The following is a 14,178-nucleotide window of genomic DNA, read 5'->3' as shown; positions in this document are numbered from 1 at the left end:
CTTCGTGGTACGGGGCCTGGCGGTAGGGGCCGCTGGACAGAAGCCCCGGCAGCACCAGGAGCCGCCCGGCGATACCGCTATGCCCGATGGGCCGTCGACGCCGACCGTCGAAGCCGCTGTGCTCGACGGGCCGTCGACGCCGCCCGGCGCTGCTTGGATCCATGCCGTTGTCAGACCCTGCTGCCATGCTCGCCCCATGACGACCAACACGCCCTCCTCGCCCCCGACCCTCCCCGACGGTCGCCCCATCCCGCCCATGACCGCTGATGAGCGCGCCATGCTGGAGAGCTGGCTCGACTTTCACCGGGCCACGCTGGAGCTGAAGTGCCGTGGGCTGGACGACGCCCAGGTGCGGCTCGCCTCGGCCGAGCCCTCGTCGCTCACCCTGCTCGGGCTCGTGCAGCACCTCGCGGAGGTGGAGCGCAACTGGTTCCAGCGTGTGCTCGCCGGTCTCGACGTACCGCCGGTGTACGAGGAGGAGAGCGGGTACGCCCTGCATCCGGACCGCGGTCTCGACGAGGCGCTCACCATCTGGCGCCGGGAGATCGCGCGCGGCAAGGAGATCTCCGCCGGGCGATCGCTGGACGACACCGGGCGCCTGGTCGACGGTCCGTTGACCGGCGTGGAGGTGAGCCTGCGCTGGGTGCTCATCCACCTCATCGAGGAGTACGCCCGGCACAACGGTCACGCCGACATCCTCCGCGAGCGCATCGACGGTGTGACCGGAACCTGAATTCAAGGCAATTAGTGAGCCTTCTCCAGCCATCATTCCGTAATTCAATCCAGCGCAGCTTCCCGTATTCTTCTGCCCGCTTTCCTCGACCCTAAACACAAAGATTTCGCGAACGCCGATCGGTTCAATTCGGGCAGATCTCGTGAGGGTTACACGGCTGTGACGCGTTCCACATCGCAGCCGTTATGCCCGGTATTACACGGGCAAACCGGGACGTTTCGCCACCCCCTCGCGCGAACACCCGCGCCCGCGCGATAACACATGACGCGGCGATACGTAAGACCCCCCGGCCATGCATTTTCAATTCTTGGTCGGTAAATTCAATTCGCATGACTGCCGCACAAGCAGACCTACTCATAGACCGCCCGGCAGTGGCCGACGGGGCCGCTTTCTGGCGGCTCGCCAAGGAATCCGGAACGCTCGACCTGAACTCCGCGTACAGCTATCTGCTGTGGTGCCGTGACTTCGCCGGTACGTCGGCCGTGGCGCGGACGGCCGACGGCGAGGCCGTCGGGTTCGTGACCGGGTACCTGCGGCCGGACCGCCCGGAGACCCTGCTCGTCTGGCAGGTGGCCGTCGACTCCGCGCACCGCGGACGCGGGCTCGCGGCCCGCATGCTGGACGGGCTGACCGCCCGGATCGCCGCCGAGCACCGGCTGACCTCCGTCGAGACCACGATCACGCCGGGCAACACCGCCTCCGAGCGGCTGTTCACTTCGTACGCCGCACGCCACGGCGCCCACGTCGAGCGCGAGGTGCTGTTCGGCACGGACCGGTTCCCGGACGGCCCGCACGACCCCGAGGTCCTCTACCGCATCGGTCCGCTGGCCCATCTGCCGCGGACGTCGGACTGACCCGTACGCACAGCGCCACGACCCCCACATCGACCAGTCACACAGAGGAGCGAATCCCCGTGACCATCACCCAGCCCGACCTCAGCGTCTTCGAAACCCTGGAGTCCGAGGTGCGCAGCTACTGCCGCGGCTGGCCCACCGTCTTCGACCGTGCGCGCGGCAGCCGTATGTACGACGAGGACGGCCACGAGTACCTCGACTTCTTCGCCGGTGCCGGCTCGCTCAACTACGGGCACAACAACCCGGTCCTCAAACGCGCCCTGCTGGACTACCTGGAGCGAGACGGCGTCACCCACGGTCTCGACATGTCGACCACCGCCAAGCGCTCCTTCCTGCAGACCTTCCAGGATCTGGTGCTGCGGCCGCGCGACCTGCCGTACAAGGTCATGTTCCCGGGGCCGACGGGCACCAACGCCGTGGAGTCCGCGCTGAAGCTGGCGCGGAAGGTGAAGGGCCGCGAGGCGATCGTGTCGTTCACCAACGCCTTCCACGGCATGTCCCTGGGCTCCCTCGCCGTGACCGGCAACGCCTTCAAACGCGCCGGTGCCGGCATCCCGCTCGTGCACGGCACGCCGATGCCCTTCGACCACTACCTCGACGGCAGGGTCCCGGACTTCCTGTGGTTCGAGCGGCTCCTGGAGGATCAGGGCTCCGGCCTCAACAAGCCCGCCGCGGTGATCGTCGAGACCGTGCAGGGCGAGGGCGGCATCAACGTGGCCCGCACGGAGTGGCTGCGCGCGCTGGCCGAGCTGTGCGAGCGCCAGGACATGCTGCTGATCGTCGACGACATCCAGATGGGCTGCGGCCGCACCGGCGCCTTCTTCTCCTTCGAGGAGGCCGGGGTCGTCCCCGACATCGTCACGGTGTCGAAGTCCATCAGTGGCTACGGGCTGCCCATGGCGCTGTGCCTGTTCAAACCCGAGCTGGACCTGTGGGAGCCGGGCGAGCACAACGGCACCTTCCGCGGCAACAACCCCGCCTTCGTCACCGCCACCGCCGCGCTGGAGACGTACTGGGCCGACGGCTCGGCCATGGAGAAGCAGACCCGTGCGCGCGGTGAGCAGGTCGAGCAGGCGCTGATCGCCATCACCGAGGAGAACCTCGCCGACGTCAAGGAGTACCGGGGCCGCGGCCTGGTGTGGGGCCTGGAGTTCCACGACAAGGGCCGGGCCGAGCGCATCGCGCGCCGCGCGTTCGAACTCGGGCTGCTGATCGAGACGTCCGGCCCCGAGAGCGAGGTCGTCAAGCTGCTGCCCGCGCTGACCATCACGCCCGACGAGCTCGACGAGGGCCTGCGCGTCCTCGCCCGCGCCGTTCGCGAAACCGTCTGAGAAAAGGAGCTGTTCAGCACCGTGATCGTCCGTTCGTTCAAGGACATCGAAGGCACCGACCGGCATGTGAAGTCCGCGTCCGGTACCTGGGAGAGCAAGCGCATCGTCCTCGCCAAGGAGAAGGTCGGCTTCTCGCTGCACGAGACGATCCTGTACGCGGGGACGGAGACGTCGATGTGGTACGCCAACCACGTCGAGGCCGTCGTCTGTGTGCAGGGTGAGGCCGAGCTGACCGACCACGAGACCGACCGGACGTACACGATCACGCCCGGGACGATGTACCTCCTCGACGGCCACGAGCGGCACACGCTGCGCGTCAAGGAGGACTTCCGCTGTATCTGCGTGTTCAACCCGCCCGTGACCGGACGGGAGGACCACGACGAGAACGGCGTCTACCCCCTGCTCACCGAACCCGAGGAGGTGTGACCGACCATGACCACCACCGTCACCGATCTGTACCCCAGCCGCGGCACCACCGAGGTGTCCACCCCCCGCCAGGACCCGGTCGTCTGGGGCACGCCCGGCACGCCGGGGCCGATCGACGTCGCCGATCTGCAGGCGTACGAGCGTGACGGCTTCCTCGCCGTCGACGAACTCATCACCGAGGACGAGGTCGCCGTCTACCACCAGGAGCTGAACCGGCTGGTCAGCGACCCGGCGATCCGGGCCGACGAGCGGTCGATCGTGGAGCCGAAGTCCAAGGAGATCCGGTCCGTCTTCGAAGTGCACCGGATCAGCGAGGTGTTCGCCGCGCTGGTGCGGGACGAGCGGGTCGTCGGACGGGCGCGGCAGATCCTCGGCTCGGACGTGTACGTCCACCAGTCGCGGATCAACGTCAAGCCCGGTTTCGGGGCGAGCGGCTTCTACTGGCACTCGGACTTCGAGACCTGGCACGCCGAGGACGGGCTGCCGAACATGCGCACGGTGTCCGTCTCGATCGCGCTGACCGAGAACTACGACACCAACGGCGGGCTCATGATCATGCCGGGGTCGCACAAGACGTTCCTCGGGTGCGCGGGGGCCACGCCGAAGGACAACTACAAGAAGTCCCTGCAGATGCAGGACGCGGGCACGCCGTCGGACGAGGCACTGACCGCGATGGCCTCGCAGTACGGCATCAAGCTGTTCACCGGCAAGGCCGGCTCGGCGACATGGTTCGACTGCAACTGCATGCACGGCTCGGGCGACAACATCACACCGTTCCCGCGCAGCAACGTCTTCATCGTGTTCAACAGCGTGGAAAACGAGGCCGTCGAACCGTTCGCGGCCCCCATCCGCCGACCGGAGTTCATCGGCGCACGGGACTTCACTCCGGTGCGGTGAGCCACCGATCCCTGAGCCCGGGCCCCTTGTGACGGGGCCCGGGCTTCGGTCATCCCGCCGGTCAGTCGGACAGGACGTCCAGGAGTCGGTCCACGTCGGTGGGTGTGTTGTAGAGGTGGAAGGACGCCCGCAGGTTGCCCGCTCGGTTGGAGACCTGGATGTCCGCGCGGGCCAGTTCGGGTGCCCGGTGGCCGAGTCCCGGCACGGAGACGATCGCGGAGCCGGGGGCGGGGACCGGCTCGTGGCCCAGCTGGCTCAGGCCTGCGCGGAAGCGGTCGGCGAGGGCGAGGTCATGGGCGCGTACGGCGTCCACGCCGAGTTCCTCGATCAGTTCGAGGGAGCGGCGCAGCCCGGCGTAGGAGAACAGGGCCGGGGTGAGGTCGAAGCGGCGGGCGGAGTGGGCGAGTTCGGTGACCGGGCCGTAGCAGCTGTCCCACGGGTTCTCCCCGGCGACCCAGCCGCCCAGCACCGGCGTCAGCCCGCCGAAGTCCTCCGGTACGACGAGGAAGGCCGCCCCGTGCGGGCCGAGCAGCCACTTGTAGCAGGTGGCGGTGGTGAAGTCGTACGCACTCGCGTCCATCGGCAGCCAGCCCGCGGCCTGGGAGAAGTCGATGTACGTACGGGCGCCGTGCTCCCGGGCCGCGTCGCGCAGCGCGGGCAGGTCGACGATGCGTCCGTCGGCGGACTGCGCGGCGCTGACCGCGACGAGCGCGGTGCCCGGGCGGACGGCCTCGGCGATCCGCTCCAGCGGCACGGCCCGCACCTTGAGGTCGCCGCGCACGTGGAACGGGTTGAGGACGGAGGTGAAGTCGTCCTCGGCGGTGAGGACTTCGGCGCCCGCGGGCAGTGAGGCGGCGATCACGCCGGTGTGCGCGGCGACCGAGACCCCCGCCGCCACCCGGCCGACCGGCACGCCGGCCAGCCGGGCGAAGGCGGCGCGAGTGGTCTCCACGTCGTCGAACAGCGGGTCCATGGATCGGCCCTCGGCCCGCAGCCGCACCGCCTCGTGCAGCGCGGTCACGGTGCGGGCCGGCAGCAGCCCATTGCTCGCGGTGTTCAGGTAGGTGTTCTTCGGGGTGAACTCGGCCTGGACCAGGCTCTCGAAGGTCTCCATGGCTCCACTGTGCGGCCCAAGGAGACCCAAGTCCATTGCGTATTTCTACGTGGATTCCCTAAGGGCCGCTTATGCACCCGCCCTGACCTGGACCTTCGCCCGTCACTGCCGCGGCGGCACCGCGCACCCGTCCGGCCCGCACGCCTCCGCGCCCCCGTCCTCGACCAGCGTCAGCGGCGACCGCTCACCCCAGGCCTGCGTCAGCGCCCGCTCGAACACCTCGGCGGGCTGAGCCCCCGACACCCCGTACTTCCGGTCGAGCACGAAGAACGGCACCCCGGTGGCCCCGAGCTGCGCGGCCTCCCGCTCGTCGGCGCGCACCTCGTCGGCGTACGCCTGCGGATCGGCGAGCACCTTGCGCACCTCGGCCTCGTCGAGGCCGGCGCCGACGGCGATCTCCACGAGCCGCTCGTCGTCGTTGAAGAGGGACCGCTCTTCGGCGAAGTTCGCCCGGTACAGCCGCTGGACCAGCTCGTCCTGGCGGCCGTGCTCCTTGGCGAGATGGAGCAGCCGGTGCATGTCGAAGGTGCTGCCGTGGTCACGGCCTCGCGTCCGGTACTGAAGCCCCTCGGTGGCGGCCTGCGCGCCCAGGTTGTCCTCACCGGCCTGCGCCTGGGCCTCGCTCATGCCGTACTTCTTGGCGAGCATCGTCAGCACGGGCTGCACGTCGTCCTTGGCCCGCCCGGGGTCCAGCTCGAAGGACCGGTGCACCACCTCGACCTGGTCACGCTGCGGGAAGGCCGCGAGCGCCTTCTCGAAGCGGGCCTTGCCCACGTAGCACCAGGGGCAGGCGATGTCGCTCCAGATCTCGACGCGCAGGGTCACGGCTCTCTCCAGGTCGTACGGCTGCGGAGGCTCTCCCCGCAGATGCGTGAACGTTCAAGAGCCCGCGTTCATTCCGCCCGCTCAGCTTCCGTCACGCAGATCACGCGGCCAGACGGGCCGGAACTCGATGTGGTCGTACGTCACCACACACCCCTCCCCCATCGGCGACTGCGTCATGAACCCGACCAGCGCCGCCCCCGTCTCCTTCTCCCCGCCCAGCGTGAACAGCCGGACGAAGGTCCACCGCTCACCGTCACGGGAGGCGTGAAAGGCGAAGGCACGCCCGGTCCGGCTGACCCGCAGCCACACGGAACTTCCGTCCACGGTGAAGGAGTTGGCGTCGTCGGAGTGCCCCCGGGTGACCACCGTGCAGACGGTGGGCACGTCCGGGGAGTACTCCAGACAGAGCTTGGCCCACTCCCGCTCCCCCACATGGACGTACAGCACCCCGGCGTCGAACGCCGCGCCGAAGCCGACCGTCACACGGGCGATCAGCTGAAAGTCCCCTTCGGGCGCCCCCAACAACCGAGGCGCATCGGAGACAAGCTCCAACGCCTCCCCGGTAGGCGGCACAAACCGATCCTGCCGGGCCCCGGCCCACCCGGTGAGCACACCGTCTTCGTACGACCAATGCCCGTCGGGCCCGTAGGTACGGAGGGAAAAGGGTATTTCGGGAAGCTCAAGGTCCATAACCAGATCATCTCAGGCCGAGGATGCGCACCTCAGGGGCGCGGGGAACTGCGCGACAAGCCACATCGAACCCGCAGCCCGCAGACCACCGCACCCCTACGGCGCTACCGCTCCAGATGTCCGTTGAACCTCCGAGGAAGCCCCAGCGGATTCTCATCCCGAAGCTCCGCAGGCAGAAGCGCCTCCGGCGCCCCCTGATACACCACCGGCCGCAACCACCGCTCAATAGCAGTTCCGCCCACCGACGTCGACGTGGACGTCGTAGCCGGGTAAGGCCCCCCATGATGCTGCGCGGGCGCCACCGCAACCCCCGTCGGCCAGCCATTCACCAGCACACGCCCGGCCAGCGGCGTCAGCTCCGCCAGCAGCTCCGGCCCACGCCCCTCCCCCGCGGCCTCCTCCGCCGACAGATGCACCGTCGCCGTCAGGTTCCCCGGCAGTCGCGACAGAACCGCCGTCGCCTCACCCTCGTCCTCATAGCGGGCCACGACAGTGACCGGCCCGAAGCACTCCTCCAGCAGCAGGTCGTACGCCCCCTCCCGCGCCAGCTTCTCCGCCGGCACCGTCAGGAATCCCGGGCTCACCGTGTGCTCGCCGCCCGCACCGGGCGTGACCGGCGACTCCACGCCGTCGAGCGCGGTCCGCTCGGCGACCCCGGCGACGAAGTTGTCCCTCATCCGGTGGTCGAGCAGTACTCCCGCCTCGGTGTCGCTGACCGCGTCCGTCAGCGACTTCACCAGCCGGTCGCCCGCCGCGCCGGACGGCGCCAGCACCAGCCCCGGCTTCACACAGAACTGCCCGACGCCCAGCGTCATCGACCCGGCAAGACCCGACCCGATCTGCTCCGCCCGCTCGGCCGCGGCCGCCTCGGTGATCAGCACCGGGTTCAGGGAGCCCAGCTCGCCGTGGAAGGGGATCGGGACCGGACGGGCGGCCGCCGCGTCGAAGAGGGCGCGCCCGCCGCGGATCGAACCGGTGAACCCGGCCGCCGCGACCAGCGGGTGCTTGATCAGCTCCACGCCCGCCTCGAAGCCGTGGACGAGGCCCACGACTCCCTCGGGGATGCCGTGCTCCCCGGCGGCCCGGCGCAGCACCTTGGCGACCAGCTCGGACAGGGCCGGGTGGTCGGGGTGGGCCTTGACGACGACCGGGCAGCCCGCGGCCAGCGCGCTGGCGGTGTCGCCGCCGGCGACGGAGAAGGCGAAGGGGAAGTTGGAGGCGGAGTAGACGGCGACGACGCCCAGCGGGACCTTGTAGCGGCGCAGGTCGGGGATGGGCGGGGTGGCCGTGTCGTCGGGGTGGTTGATGACGACGTCGAGGAAGGCGCCCTCGTCGACGATGTCGGCGAAGGCCCGCAACTGGTAGCAGGTGCGCGCGAGCTCGCCGGTCAGCCGGACCGGGCCGAGCGCGGTCTCGGCGTCGGCGGTCTCGACGAGTGCGTCCCTGGCCGCCTCCAACTGGTCCGCGGCGGTGCGCAGGAAGGCCGCCCGGACCGCACGGTCGGCGAGGGACCCCCGGACGTCGCACGCGGCACGTACGGCGGTGTCCACCTCCTGGGCTGTGGCTTCCACCGCAACCTGCTCACGCTGCTTCCCGGTACGGGGGTCGACACTCCAGACTGGTGCTGCTGCCACCGCGGGTCCCTCCACATGTCTTGCCGCAGTACGTACGTCATTCACCATGCCATCCACCAGCGCTGTTCGATATACTGAACGCTGTCTCTGATGGTGAATATGATGCGGAGACTATTTCCCGTCCAACGAAGGGGTCAAGGGCGATGTCGGCAGGCGAGACAGGCGGCGGGGCGCAGGTCAAGTCCGCGGTGCGGACCGTTGAATTGCTCGAGTACTTCGCGGGAAGTCCCGGTATGCACTCGCTGGCCGCCGTGCAGGAGGCGGTGGGCTACCCCAAGTCGAGCCTTTACATGCTGCTGCGCACCCTCGTCGAGCTCGGCTGGGTGGAGACGGACGCGACCGGCACGCGGTACGGCATCGGCGTACGGGCACTGCTCGTCGGCACGTCGTACATCGACGGCGACGAGGTGGTCGCGGTGGCCCGGCCGACCCTGGACCGGCTCTCGGACGACACCACGGAGACCATCCACCTGGCCCGCCTGGACGGCACCAACGTCGTCTACCTCGCCACCCGCCAGTCGCAGCACTACCTGCGCCCCTTCACCCGGGTCGGCCGCCGCCTGCCCGCGCACTCCACCTCGCTGGGCAAGGCGCTGCTCAGCACCTACTCCGACGAGCAGGTGCGCAAGATGCTGCCGGAGACCCTGCCCGCGCTGACCGAGAACACCATCACCGACCGGGAGAAGCTCATCGAGGAGCTGCACCAGGTGCGGGAGCAGGGGTACGCCGTCGACCGCGAGGAGAACACCCTCGGCCTGCGCTGCTTCGGTGTGGCGATCCCCTACCGCACCCCGGCCCGCGACGCCATCAGCTGCTCGATCCCGGTGGCGCGGCTCACTCCCGCGCACGAGCAGATGGTGAAGGACGCCCTGTTCGACGCCCGCGACCGGCTGACGCTCGCCACGCGCAGGCTGTGAGCAGCGTGCCGCACCCCCCGAAGCCTTCTGAAGACCCGAAGCTTTCTGAAGAGCGGATGAGAAACCGGACGGAAGGGAACGTTCCGGCCGGTGCCGCTCGTCTCTAGAGCGGGATGAACAAGACGATCAGGCGCGCGTCGGTCTTCACACTGCTCCTGGTGCTGGTCCTGCTGGTCAGGGCCACCTGGGTGCAGTTCTACGAGGGCCAGGCGCTCGCGGACGACAAGGACAACCGGCGGAACGCGATCGAGCTGTACAGCGAGCCGCTCGGCAACATCATCGTGGCCGGCGATTCGGTGACCGGCTCGGCGCGGACCACGAGCGGCGACCTCAGGTACAAGCGGACGTATCAGGACGGCGCGCTGTACGCCGCGGTGACCGGCTACAGCTCGCAGGTGTACGGCGCCACCCAGCTGGAGGGCATCTACCAGGACCTGCTGGACGGCACCGACACCCGGCTGAAGACCGTGATGGACACGGTCACCAACCAGCGCGCCGAACCCGGTGACGTGATCACGACGATCGACCCGGACGCCCAGCGGGCGGCGTACGAGGCGCTGGGCGACAAGAAGGGCGCCGCCGTCGCGATCGACCCGAAGACCGGGAAGATCCTGGCGGTCGTCTCCACCCCGTCGTACGACCCGTCGGAGATCACCACGGGCAACTCGGAGGTGTGGACGCAGCTCACCAAGGACGAGGACAAGCCGATGACCAACCGGGCGCTGCGCCAGCCGCTCCCGCCCGGCTCCACGTTCAAGCTGGTGGTGGCGGCGGCCGCGCTGGAGGACGGGCTGTACTCGTCGGTGGACGAGAAGACGGACAGCCCCGACCCGTACCCGCTCCCGCTGTCCTCGGACAAGCTCACCAACGAGAACCCGAACGCGCCCTGCGAGAACGCCTCGATCCGAGTGGCGCTCCAGTACTCCTGCAACAACGTCTTCGGCAAGATGGCCGTCGACCTCGGCCAGGACAAGGTCCGGGCGATGGCGGAGAAGTTCGGCTTCAACGACGCCGAGCAGGACGTTCCGGTGCGCGCCTACGAGAGCGTGTACCCGAAGGACATGGACAAGGCGCAGACCGCCCTGTCCGGCATCGGCCAGTTCGACGTCACCGCGACCCCGCTCCAGATCGCCATGGTGTCCGCGGCCATTGCCAACGGCGGCAAGCTGGTTCAGCCGCACATGGTGTCGGAGATCACCGACCACAGCGGCGATGTCCTGGAGGACTACGACGCCAACGCCTCCACCAAGGAGATCGTGAGTTCCTCCACAGCCGAGCAACTGCAGTCGGCGATGCAGACGGTCGTCGAGGACGGCACGGGGTCGAACGCGCAGATCTCCGGCGCCACCGTCGGCGGCAAGACGGGTACGGCCCAGCACGGCGAGAACAACAGCAAGACGCCGTACGCCTGGTTCACCTCCTACGCCAAGTCCGACAGCTCGGACAAGGAGGTCGCCGTGGCGGTGGTGGTGGAGCAGTCGGACGCGGCTCGGTCGGAGGTCAGCGGCAATGGGTTGGCGGCGCCAGTGGCCAAGGCTGTGATGGAAGCGGCGTTGCAATAACGCCCAGGGGCGCGAGGAACTGCGCGACCAGCCACAACGAACCCACACTGGCCGCGCAGCGTCCCTTACTTCACGCCCAGAATCTGCTCGATCGGGTCGATCGCGAAGTACACCAGAAACAGCACCGAGGTCCCCCACAGCAGCCAGTGGACCTCCTTGGCCTTGCCCAGCACCGTCTTGATGACGACGTAGGCGACAAACCCCGCCCCGATGCCGTTGGTGATGGAGTACGTGAACGGCATCACGGCGATGGTGAGGAACGCCGGGATGGCGATGTCGTACCGGTCCCAGTCGATCTGCTTGACCTGGGTCATCATCAGGAAACCGACGGCGACCAGAGCCGGCGCGGCCGCCTGGAGCGGGACGATGGTGAGCAGCGGGGTGAAGAACAGGGCGAGGGCGAACAGGCCGCCGGTGACGAGGTTGGAGAAGCCGGTGCGTGAACCCTCGCCGACACCGGCCGCCGACTCGATGTACGAGGTCGCGGAGGACGACGACGCGGCGCCGCCCGCGACGGCCGCCGCGCCGTCGATGAGCAGGACCCGGCCGAGGTTCGGGACCTTGCCGTCCTGGTCCAGCAGCCCGGCCTCCGTGCTGATGCCGACGACCGTGCCCATGGTGTCGAAGAAGTCGGACAGGATCAGCGTGAAGATGAGCAGCACGACGGTGATGACACCGACGCCGGGCTCGCCGAATGCGCCGAACAGGTTGAAGTCGCCGATCAGTCCGAAGTCGGGGGTGTCGACGACCTGGTCGGGCCAGGCGGGTGTGGTCAGGCCCCAGGTCTTGATGTCGGCGAGGGAGTTGATGACGATCGCGACGATCGTCATGGTCACGATGCTGATCAGGATGGCGCCCTTGACCTTGCGGGCGAGCAGTCCGACGGTCAGCAGCACGCCGAGGCAGAAGACGAGGATCGGCCAGCCCGTGAGTGTGCCGGAGCCGCCCAGCTGAACCGGCACGGTGGTGTTCGCGGCGTCCGGGATCCGGCTGACGAAACCGGCGTCGACGAAGCCGATGAAGGCGATGAACAGGCCGATGCCGACGCTGATCGCCTGCTTGAGGGGCTGCGGGATGGCGTGCATGACGGCCTCGCGCAGGCCGGTCACCACCAGGACGCAGATCAGCAGGCCTTCGAGGACGATCAGGCCCATCGCGTCGTCCCAGCTCATCAGCGGGGCGATCTGGAAGGCGACGACGGCGTTGAGGCCGAGTCCGGCGGCGAGCGCGAGCGGCAGATTGCCGCCGACGCCCATGATGACGGTCATCACCGCGGCCACCAGGGCGGTGGCGGTGGTGAGTTGGACGGGGTCGAGCTGCGCGCCGTACTTGTCCTCGGCGCTGCCCAGGATGATGGGATTCAGGACAAGGATGTAGGCCATGGTGAAGAACGTGGCGAAGCCGCCGCGTATCTCGCGGCCGAAGGTGGAGCCCCGCGCGGATATCTTGAAGAACCGGTCGACGCTGTTGGCCGCCGGTGGCGGGGCACTTGGCCGGTCGGCCGTCTGCTGCGTATCGGACATGGCGGGTACTCCCTGATGCCTGAATGATCTGTGTGCGGATGCTGGCTGGATTGTTCCCTCGGTGAACCGGTTTCAGGTTTTCTCCGTGTTACGGAATCGGGTTCGGCCCGCCATACGGTGTTCGAAGCCCCGTACGAACTCATCAGGTAACGCTGATACAGTTCCGGATCTCATCCCGGCGTACGGCTGTTCGATGCCGGGTCGACGCTTCGAGGAGAGACCGCCCGTGGGCACAGTCGTCGACGACGCCGCCTCCGTGGAGTTCCATGCCTTCTTCGAGCGCCACCACGCCGAACTGGCCCGTCTCGCCCATCTGTTGACGGGCGAGGCGGACGCCGCCGACGATCTGGCGGCGGACGCGCTGCTCGCGATGTGGCACCGCTGGGACCGGGTACGGGCGGCCGAGCATCCGGTGGCGTACGCGCGCGGGGTGGTCGCCAACCTGGCCCGCACCCGGATCCGCAGCGCGGTGCGCGAGCGGCGGCGGATCGCCCTGTTCTGGTCGCAGCGCGAGGAGAAGGTGGAGAACCCGGACGTGGCGGGTGCGGTGGACGTCCAGGCGGCGCTGCGCCGGCTGCCGTTCCGCAAGCGGGCGTGTGTGGTGCTGCGGCACGCCTTCGATCTCTCCGAGAAGGACACCGCGCTCGCCCTGGGCATCTCGGTGGGTACGGTGAAGAGCCAGACGTCGAAGGCAATGGCCGAGCTGCAAAGATTGCTCGGTCCACAGGCGGCTCCGCAGAGAGTGCACGCGGCGATGGCTACGCGCGCCGGTGAGGCCGGAGGAAGGAACCGATGACGATGCAGCGGGACGTGCACGACGAGCTGCGCGCCCGGCTGCACGAGGCGGCCGGGGCGCACCAGCCCGACCGCGCGCGCATCCTGGCCCGGATCGAACGCGGGATGACCGAGGAGGCCCCCCGCGCCGGTGGCCACCGGGCGACGCTGCCGTCGGCGTTCGCCTGGCTGCGGGTGACCGGCGCGACGGCCGCGGTCGCGGGTGTGCTGGCGGTCGGCGGCTACGCGGTCGCCTCCGCCGTGAAGGACGAACCCGCCGCCCCGCAGGGCAAGGTCGCGGTCACCGCGACGCCCACCCCGTCGCCGGACGCGACGAGCCGGCCGCCCGCCCTCCCGGTGGACCCGACGCCGAGGACCTCCCCGGAGTCCGGGGAGTCCCGGGAGGAGGAGACCGGTACACCGTCCGCCCCCGCCCCGCCCACGACACAGCCGTCGGCCGCCGGTGTCGAGGACGGCCCGCTGTGGTCGGACGGCTCGGTGGACCCGCACAGCAACGACTTCTGGGCGCAGAGCAACGTCACCGTCAAGGCCCGCGAGCAACTGACGCGGCTCACCGTGCAGTTGCGGATCGCCCAGACCGGCGGGGTGTCCTCGACGGGCGCCTGGCGGTCGTTGCCGGAGCAGGACTTCGACCTGACGGTCGGCGAGCAGGACGGCTTCCTCGTCTACACCTGGGTGCTCAAGGAGGGCCGTACGGTCCCGGCGGGCGAGTGGGTGTTCGCGGGACAGTACGACCACGAGCGCGGCGGCCGGGACGCCGGGGACGACCGCTACACGGCGACGGCGACGGCGGGCGGCCGGGAGCTGTCCGTGGCGGGCGACTTCGCGGCCCAGGACGACGACTCGTCCGAGGACGATTCGTGAAGCCCGGCGCCCA

15 protein-coding genes are annotated in these 14,178 nt (G+C 69.3%); 9 read left to right on the top strand and 6 right to left on the bottom strand.

Annotated elements, in window-relative coordinates; genetic code table 11:
* A partial coding sequence (locus SSP24_RS43490; RefSeq protein ID WP_218037075.1) for a hypothetical protein occupies positions 1-187 on the bottom strand: 187 nt, incomplete at its 3' end.
* 9 nt (positions 188-196) lie between these two features.
* Between SSP24_RS43490 and SSP24_RS09745 the strand changes: the two genes are divergently transcribed.
* The 5 genes from SSP24_RS09745 (at position 197) to thpD (ending at position 4,241) form a co-directional block, all read left to right on the top strand.
* A complete protein-coding gene (locus SSP24_RS09745) occupies positions 197-733 on the top strand; it encodes a DinB family protein (protein WP_141308938.1) in 537 nt (178 codons plus the stop codon).
* 329 nt (positions 734-1,062) lie between these two features.
* Complete coding sequence (gene ectA, locus SSP24_RS09740; RefSeq protein ID WP_141308936.1) at positions 1,063-1,587, top strand: diaminobutyrate acetyltransferase; 525 nt, start codon at positions 1,063-1,065, stop codon at positions 1,585-1,587.
* Positions 1,588-1,646: 59 nt separating this feature from the next.
* Positions 1,647-2,918 (top strand): diaminobutyrate--2-oxoglutarate transaminase, encoded by a 1,272-nt coding sequence (gene ectB, locus SSP24_RS09735; RefSeq protein ID WP_141308935.1) that lies wholly within the window; start codon positions 1,647-1,649, stop codon positions 2,916-2,918.
* Between the two features lie 21 nt (positions 2,919-2,939).
* On the top strand, positions 2,940-3,344 hold the full coding sequence (locus SSP24_RS09730) for an ectoine synthase (protein WP_141308933.1): 405 nt from the start codon (positions 2,940-2,942) through the stop codon (positions 3,342-3,344).
* A gap of 6 nt (positions 3,345-3,350) precedes the next feature.
* On the top strand, positions 3,351-4,241 hold the full coding sequence (gene thpD / locus SSP24_RS09725; RefSeq protein WP_141308930.1) for an ectoine hydroxylase: 891 nt from the start codon (positions 3,351-3,353) through the stop codon (positions 4,239-4,241).
* 61 nt (positions 4,242-4,302) lie between these two features.
* Here the strand turns inward: thpD and SSP24_RS09720 are convergent, their stop codons facing one another.
* The 4 genes from SSP24_RS09720 to SSP24_RS09705 all read right to left on the bottom strand — a co-directional run bounded on the left by SSP24_RS09720 (position 4,303) and on the right by SSP24_RS09705 (position 8,504).
* Entirely contained in the window at positions 4,303-5,355 is a 1,053-nt protein-coding gene (locus SSP24_RS09720) for an aminotransferase class V-fold PLP-dependent enzyme (protein ID WP_141308928.1), read from the bottom strand.
* A 102-nt stretch (positions 5,356-5,457) separates the two neighbouring features.
* Entirely contained in the window at positions 5,458-6,174 is a 717-nt protein-coding gene (locus tag SSP24_RS09715; RefSeq protein WP_141308977.1) for a DsbA family oxidoreductase, read from the bottom strand.
* 87 nt (positions 6,175-6,261) lie between these two features.
* On the bottom strand, positions 6,262-6,870 hold the full coding sequence (locus SSP24_RS09710) for a DUF1349 domain-containing protein (RefSeq protein ID WP_141308926.1): 609 nt from the start codon (positions 6,868-6,870) through the stop codon (positions 6,262-6,264).
* Between the two features lie 104 nt (positions 6,871-6,974).
* Positions 6,975-8,504 (bottom strand): aldehyde dehydrogenase (NADP(+)), encoded by a 1,530-nt coding sequence (locus tag SSP24_RS09705; RefSeq protein ID WP_141308924.1) that lies wholly within the window; start codon positions 8,502-8,504, stop codon positions 6,975-6,977.
* 143 nt (positions 8,505-8,647) lie between these two features.
* On the opposite strand from SSP24_RS09705, the gene SSP24_RS09700 reads away from it, so the two are divergent.
* Together SSP24_RS09700 and SSP24_RS09695 are read left to right on the top strand one after the other, a co-directional pair.
* Positions 8,648-9,421, top strand: coding sequence for an IclR family transcriptional regulator (locus SSP24_RS09700; protein WP_141308922.1), 774 nt, complete (start codon positions 8,648-8,650; stop codon positions 9,419-9,421).
* A gap of 113 nt (positions 9,422-9,534) precedes the next feature.
* A complete protein-coding gene (locus SSP24_RS09695) occupies positions 9,535-10,983 on the top strand; it encodes a peptidoglycan D,D-transpeptidase FtsI family protein (RefSeq protein ID WP_141308920.1) in 1,449 nt (482 codons plus the stop codon).
* A gap of 65 nt (positions 10,984-11,048) precedes the next feature.
* Here the strand turns inward: SSP24_RS09695 and SSP24_RS09690 are convergent, their stop codons facing one another.
* Positions 11,049-12,506 (bottom strand): NCS2 family permease, encoded by a 1,458-nt coding sequence (locus SSP24_RS09690; RefSeq protein ID WP_141308919.1) that lies wholly within the window; start codon positions 12,504-12,506, stop codon positions 11,049-11,051.
* Positions 12,507-12,732: 226 nt separating this feature from the next.
* On the opposite strand from SSP24_RS09690, the gene SSP24_RS09685 reads away from it, so the two are divergent.
* Together SSP24_RS09685 and SSP24_RS09680 are read left to right on the top strand one after the other, a co-directional pair.
* Entirely contained in the window at positions 12,733-13,302 is a 570-nt protein-coding gene (locus SSP24_RS09685) for a SigE family RNA polymerase sigma factor (RefSeq protein ID WP_141308917.1), read from the top strand.
* A complete protein-coding gene (locus tag SSP24_RS09680) occupies positions 13,299-14,165 on the top strand; it encodes a hypothetical protein (RefSeq protein ID WP_141308915.1) in 867 nt (288 codons plus the stop codon). The genes SSP24_RS09685 and SSP24_RS09680 overlap by 4 nt, the downstream gene beginning before the upstream one ends.
* The last annotated feature ends 13 nt before the right edge of the window (positions 14,166-14,178 follow it).

The sequence above is a fragment of the Streptomyces spinoverrucosus genome, from assembly GCF_006539505.1.
Taxonomy (GTDB): domain Bacteria; phylum Actinomycetota; class Actinomycetes; order Streptomycetales; family Streptomycetaceae; genus Streptomyces; species Streptomyces spinoverrucosus.
The sequence above is the reverse complement of the archived record's forward strand: the minus strand, read 5'-3'. Positions and strand labels throughout refer to the sequence as shown.

Coding starts and splice junctions, on each gene's coding strand:
- ectA (WP_141308936.1), top strand. CDS start 1,063: ATGACTGCCGCACAAGCAGACCTACTCATAGACCGCCCGGCAGTGGCC.
- SSP24_RS09745 (WP_141308938.1), top strand. CDS start 197: ATGACGACCAACACGCCCTCCTCGCCCCCGACCCTCCCCGACGGTCGC.
- SSP24_RS09720 (WP_141308928.1), bottom strand. CDS start 5,355: ATGGAGACCTTCGAGAGCCTGGTCCAGGCCGAGTTCACCCCGAAGAAC.
- SSP24_RS09690 (WP_141308919.1), bottom strand. CDS start 12,506: ATGTCCGATACGCAGCAGACGGCCGACCGGCCAAGTGCCCCGCCACCG.
- SSP24_RS09680 (WP_141308915.1), top strand. CDS start 13,299: ATGACGATGCAGCGGGACGTGCACGACGAGCTGCGCGCCCGGCTGCAC.
- SSP24_RS09700 (WP_141308922.1), top strand. CDS start 8,648: ATGTCGGCAGGCGAGACAGGCGGCGGGGCGCAGGTCAAGTCCGCGGTG.
- thpD (WP_141308930.1), top strand. CDS start 3,351: ATGACCACCACCGTCACCGATCTGTACCCCAGCCGCGGCACCACCGAG.
- SSP24_RS09710 (WP_141308926.1), bottom strand. CDS start 6,870: ATGGACCTTGAGCTTCCCGAAATACCCTTTTCCCTCCGTACCTACGGG.
- SSP24_RS09695 (WP_141308920.1), top strand. CDS start 9,535: ATGAACAAGACGATCAGGCGCGCGTCGGTCTTCACACTGCTCCTGGTG.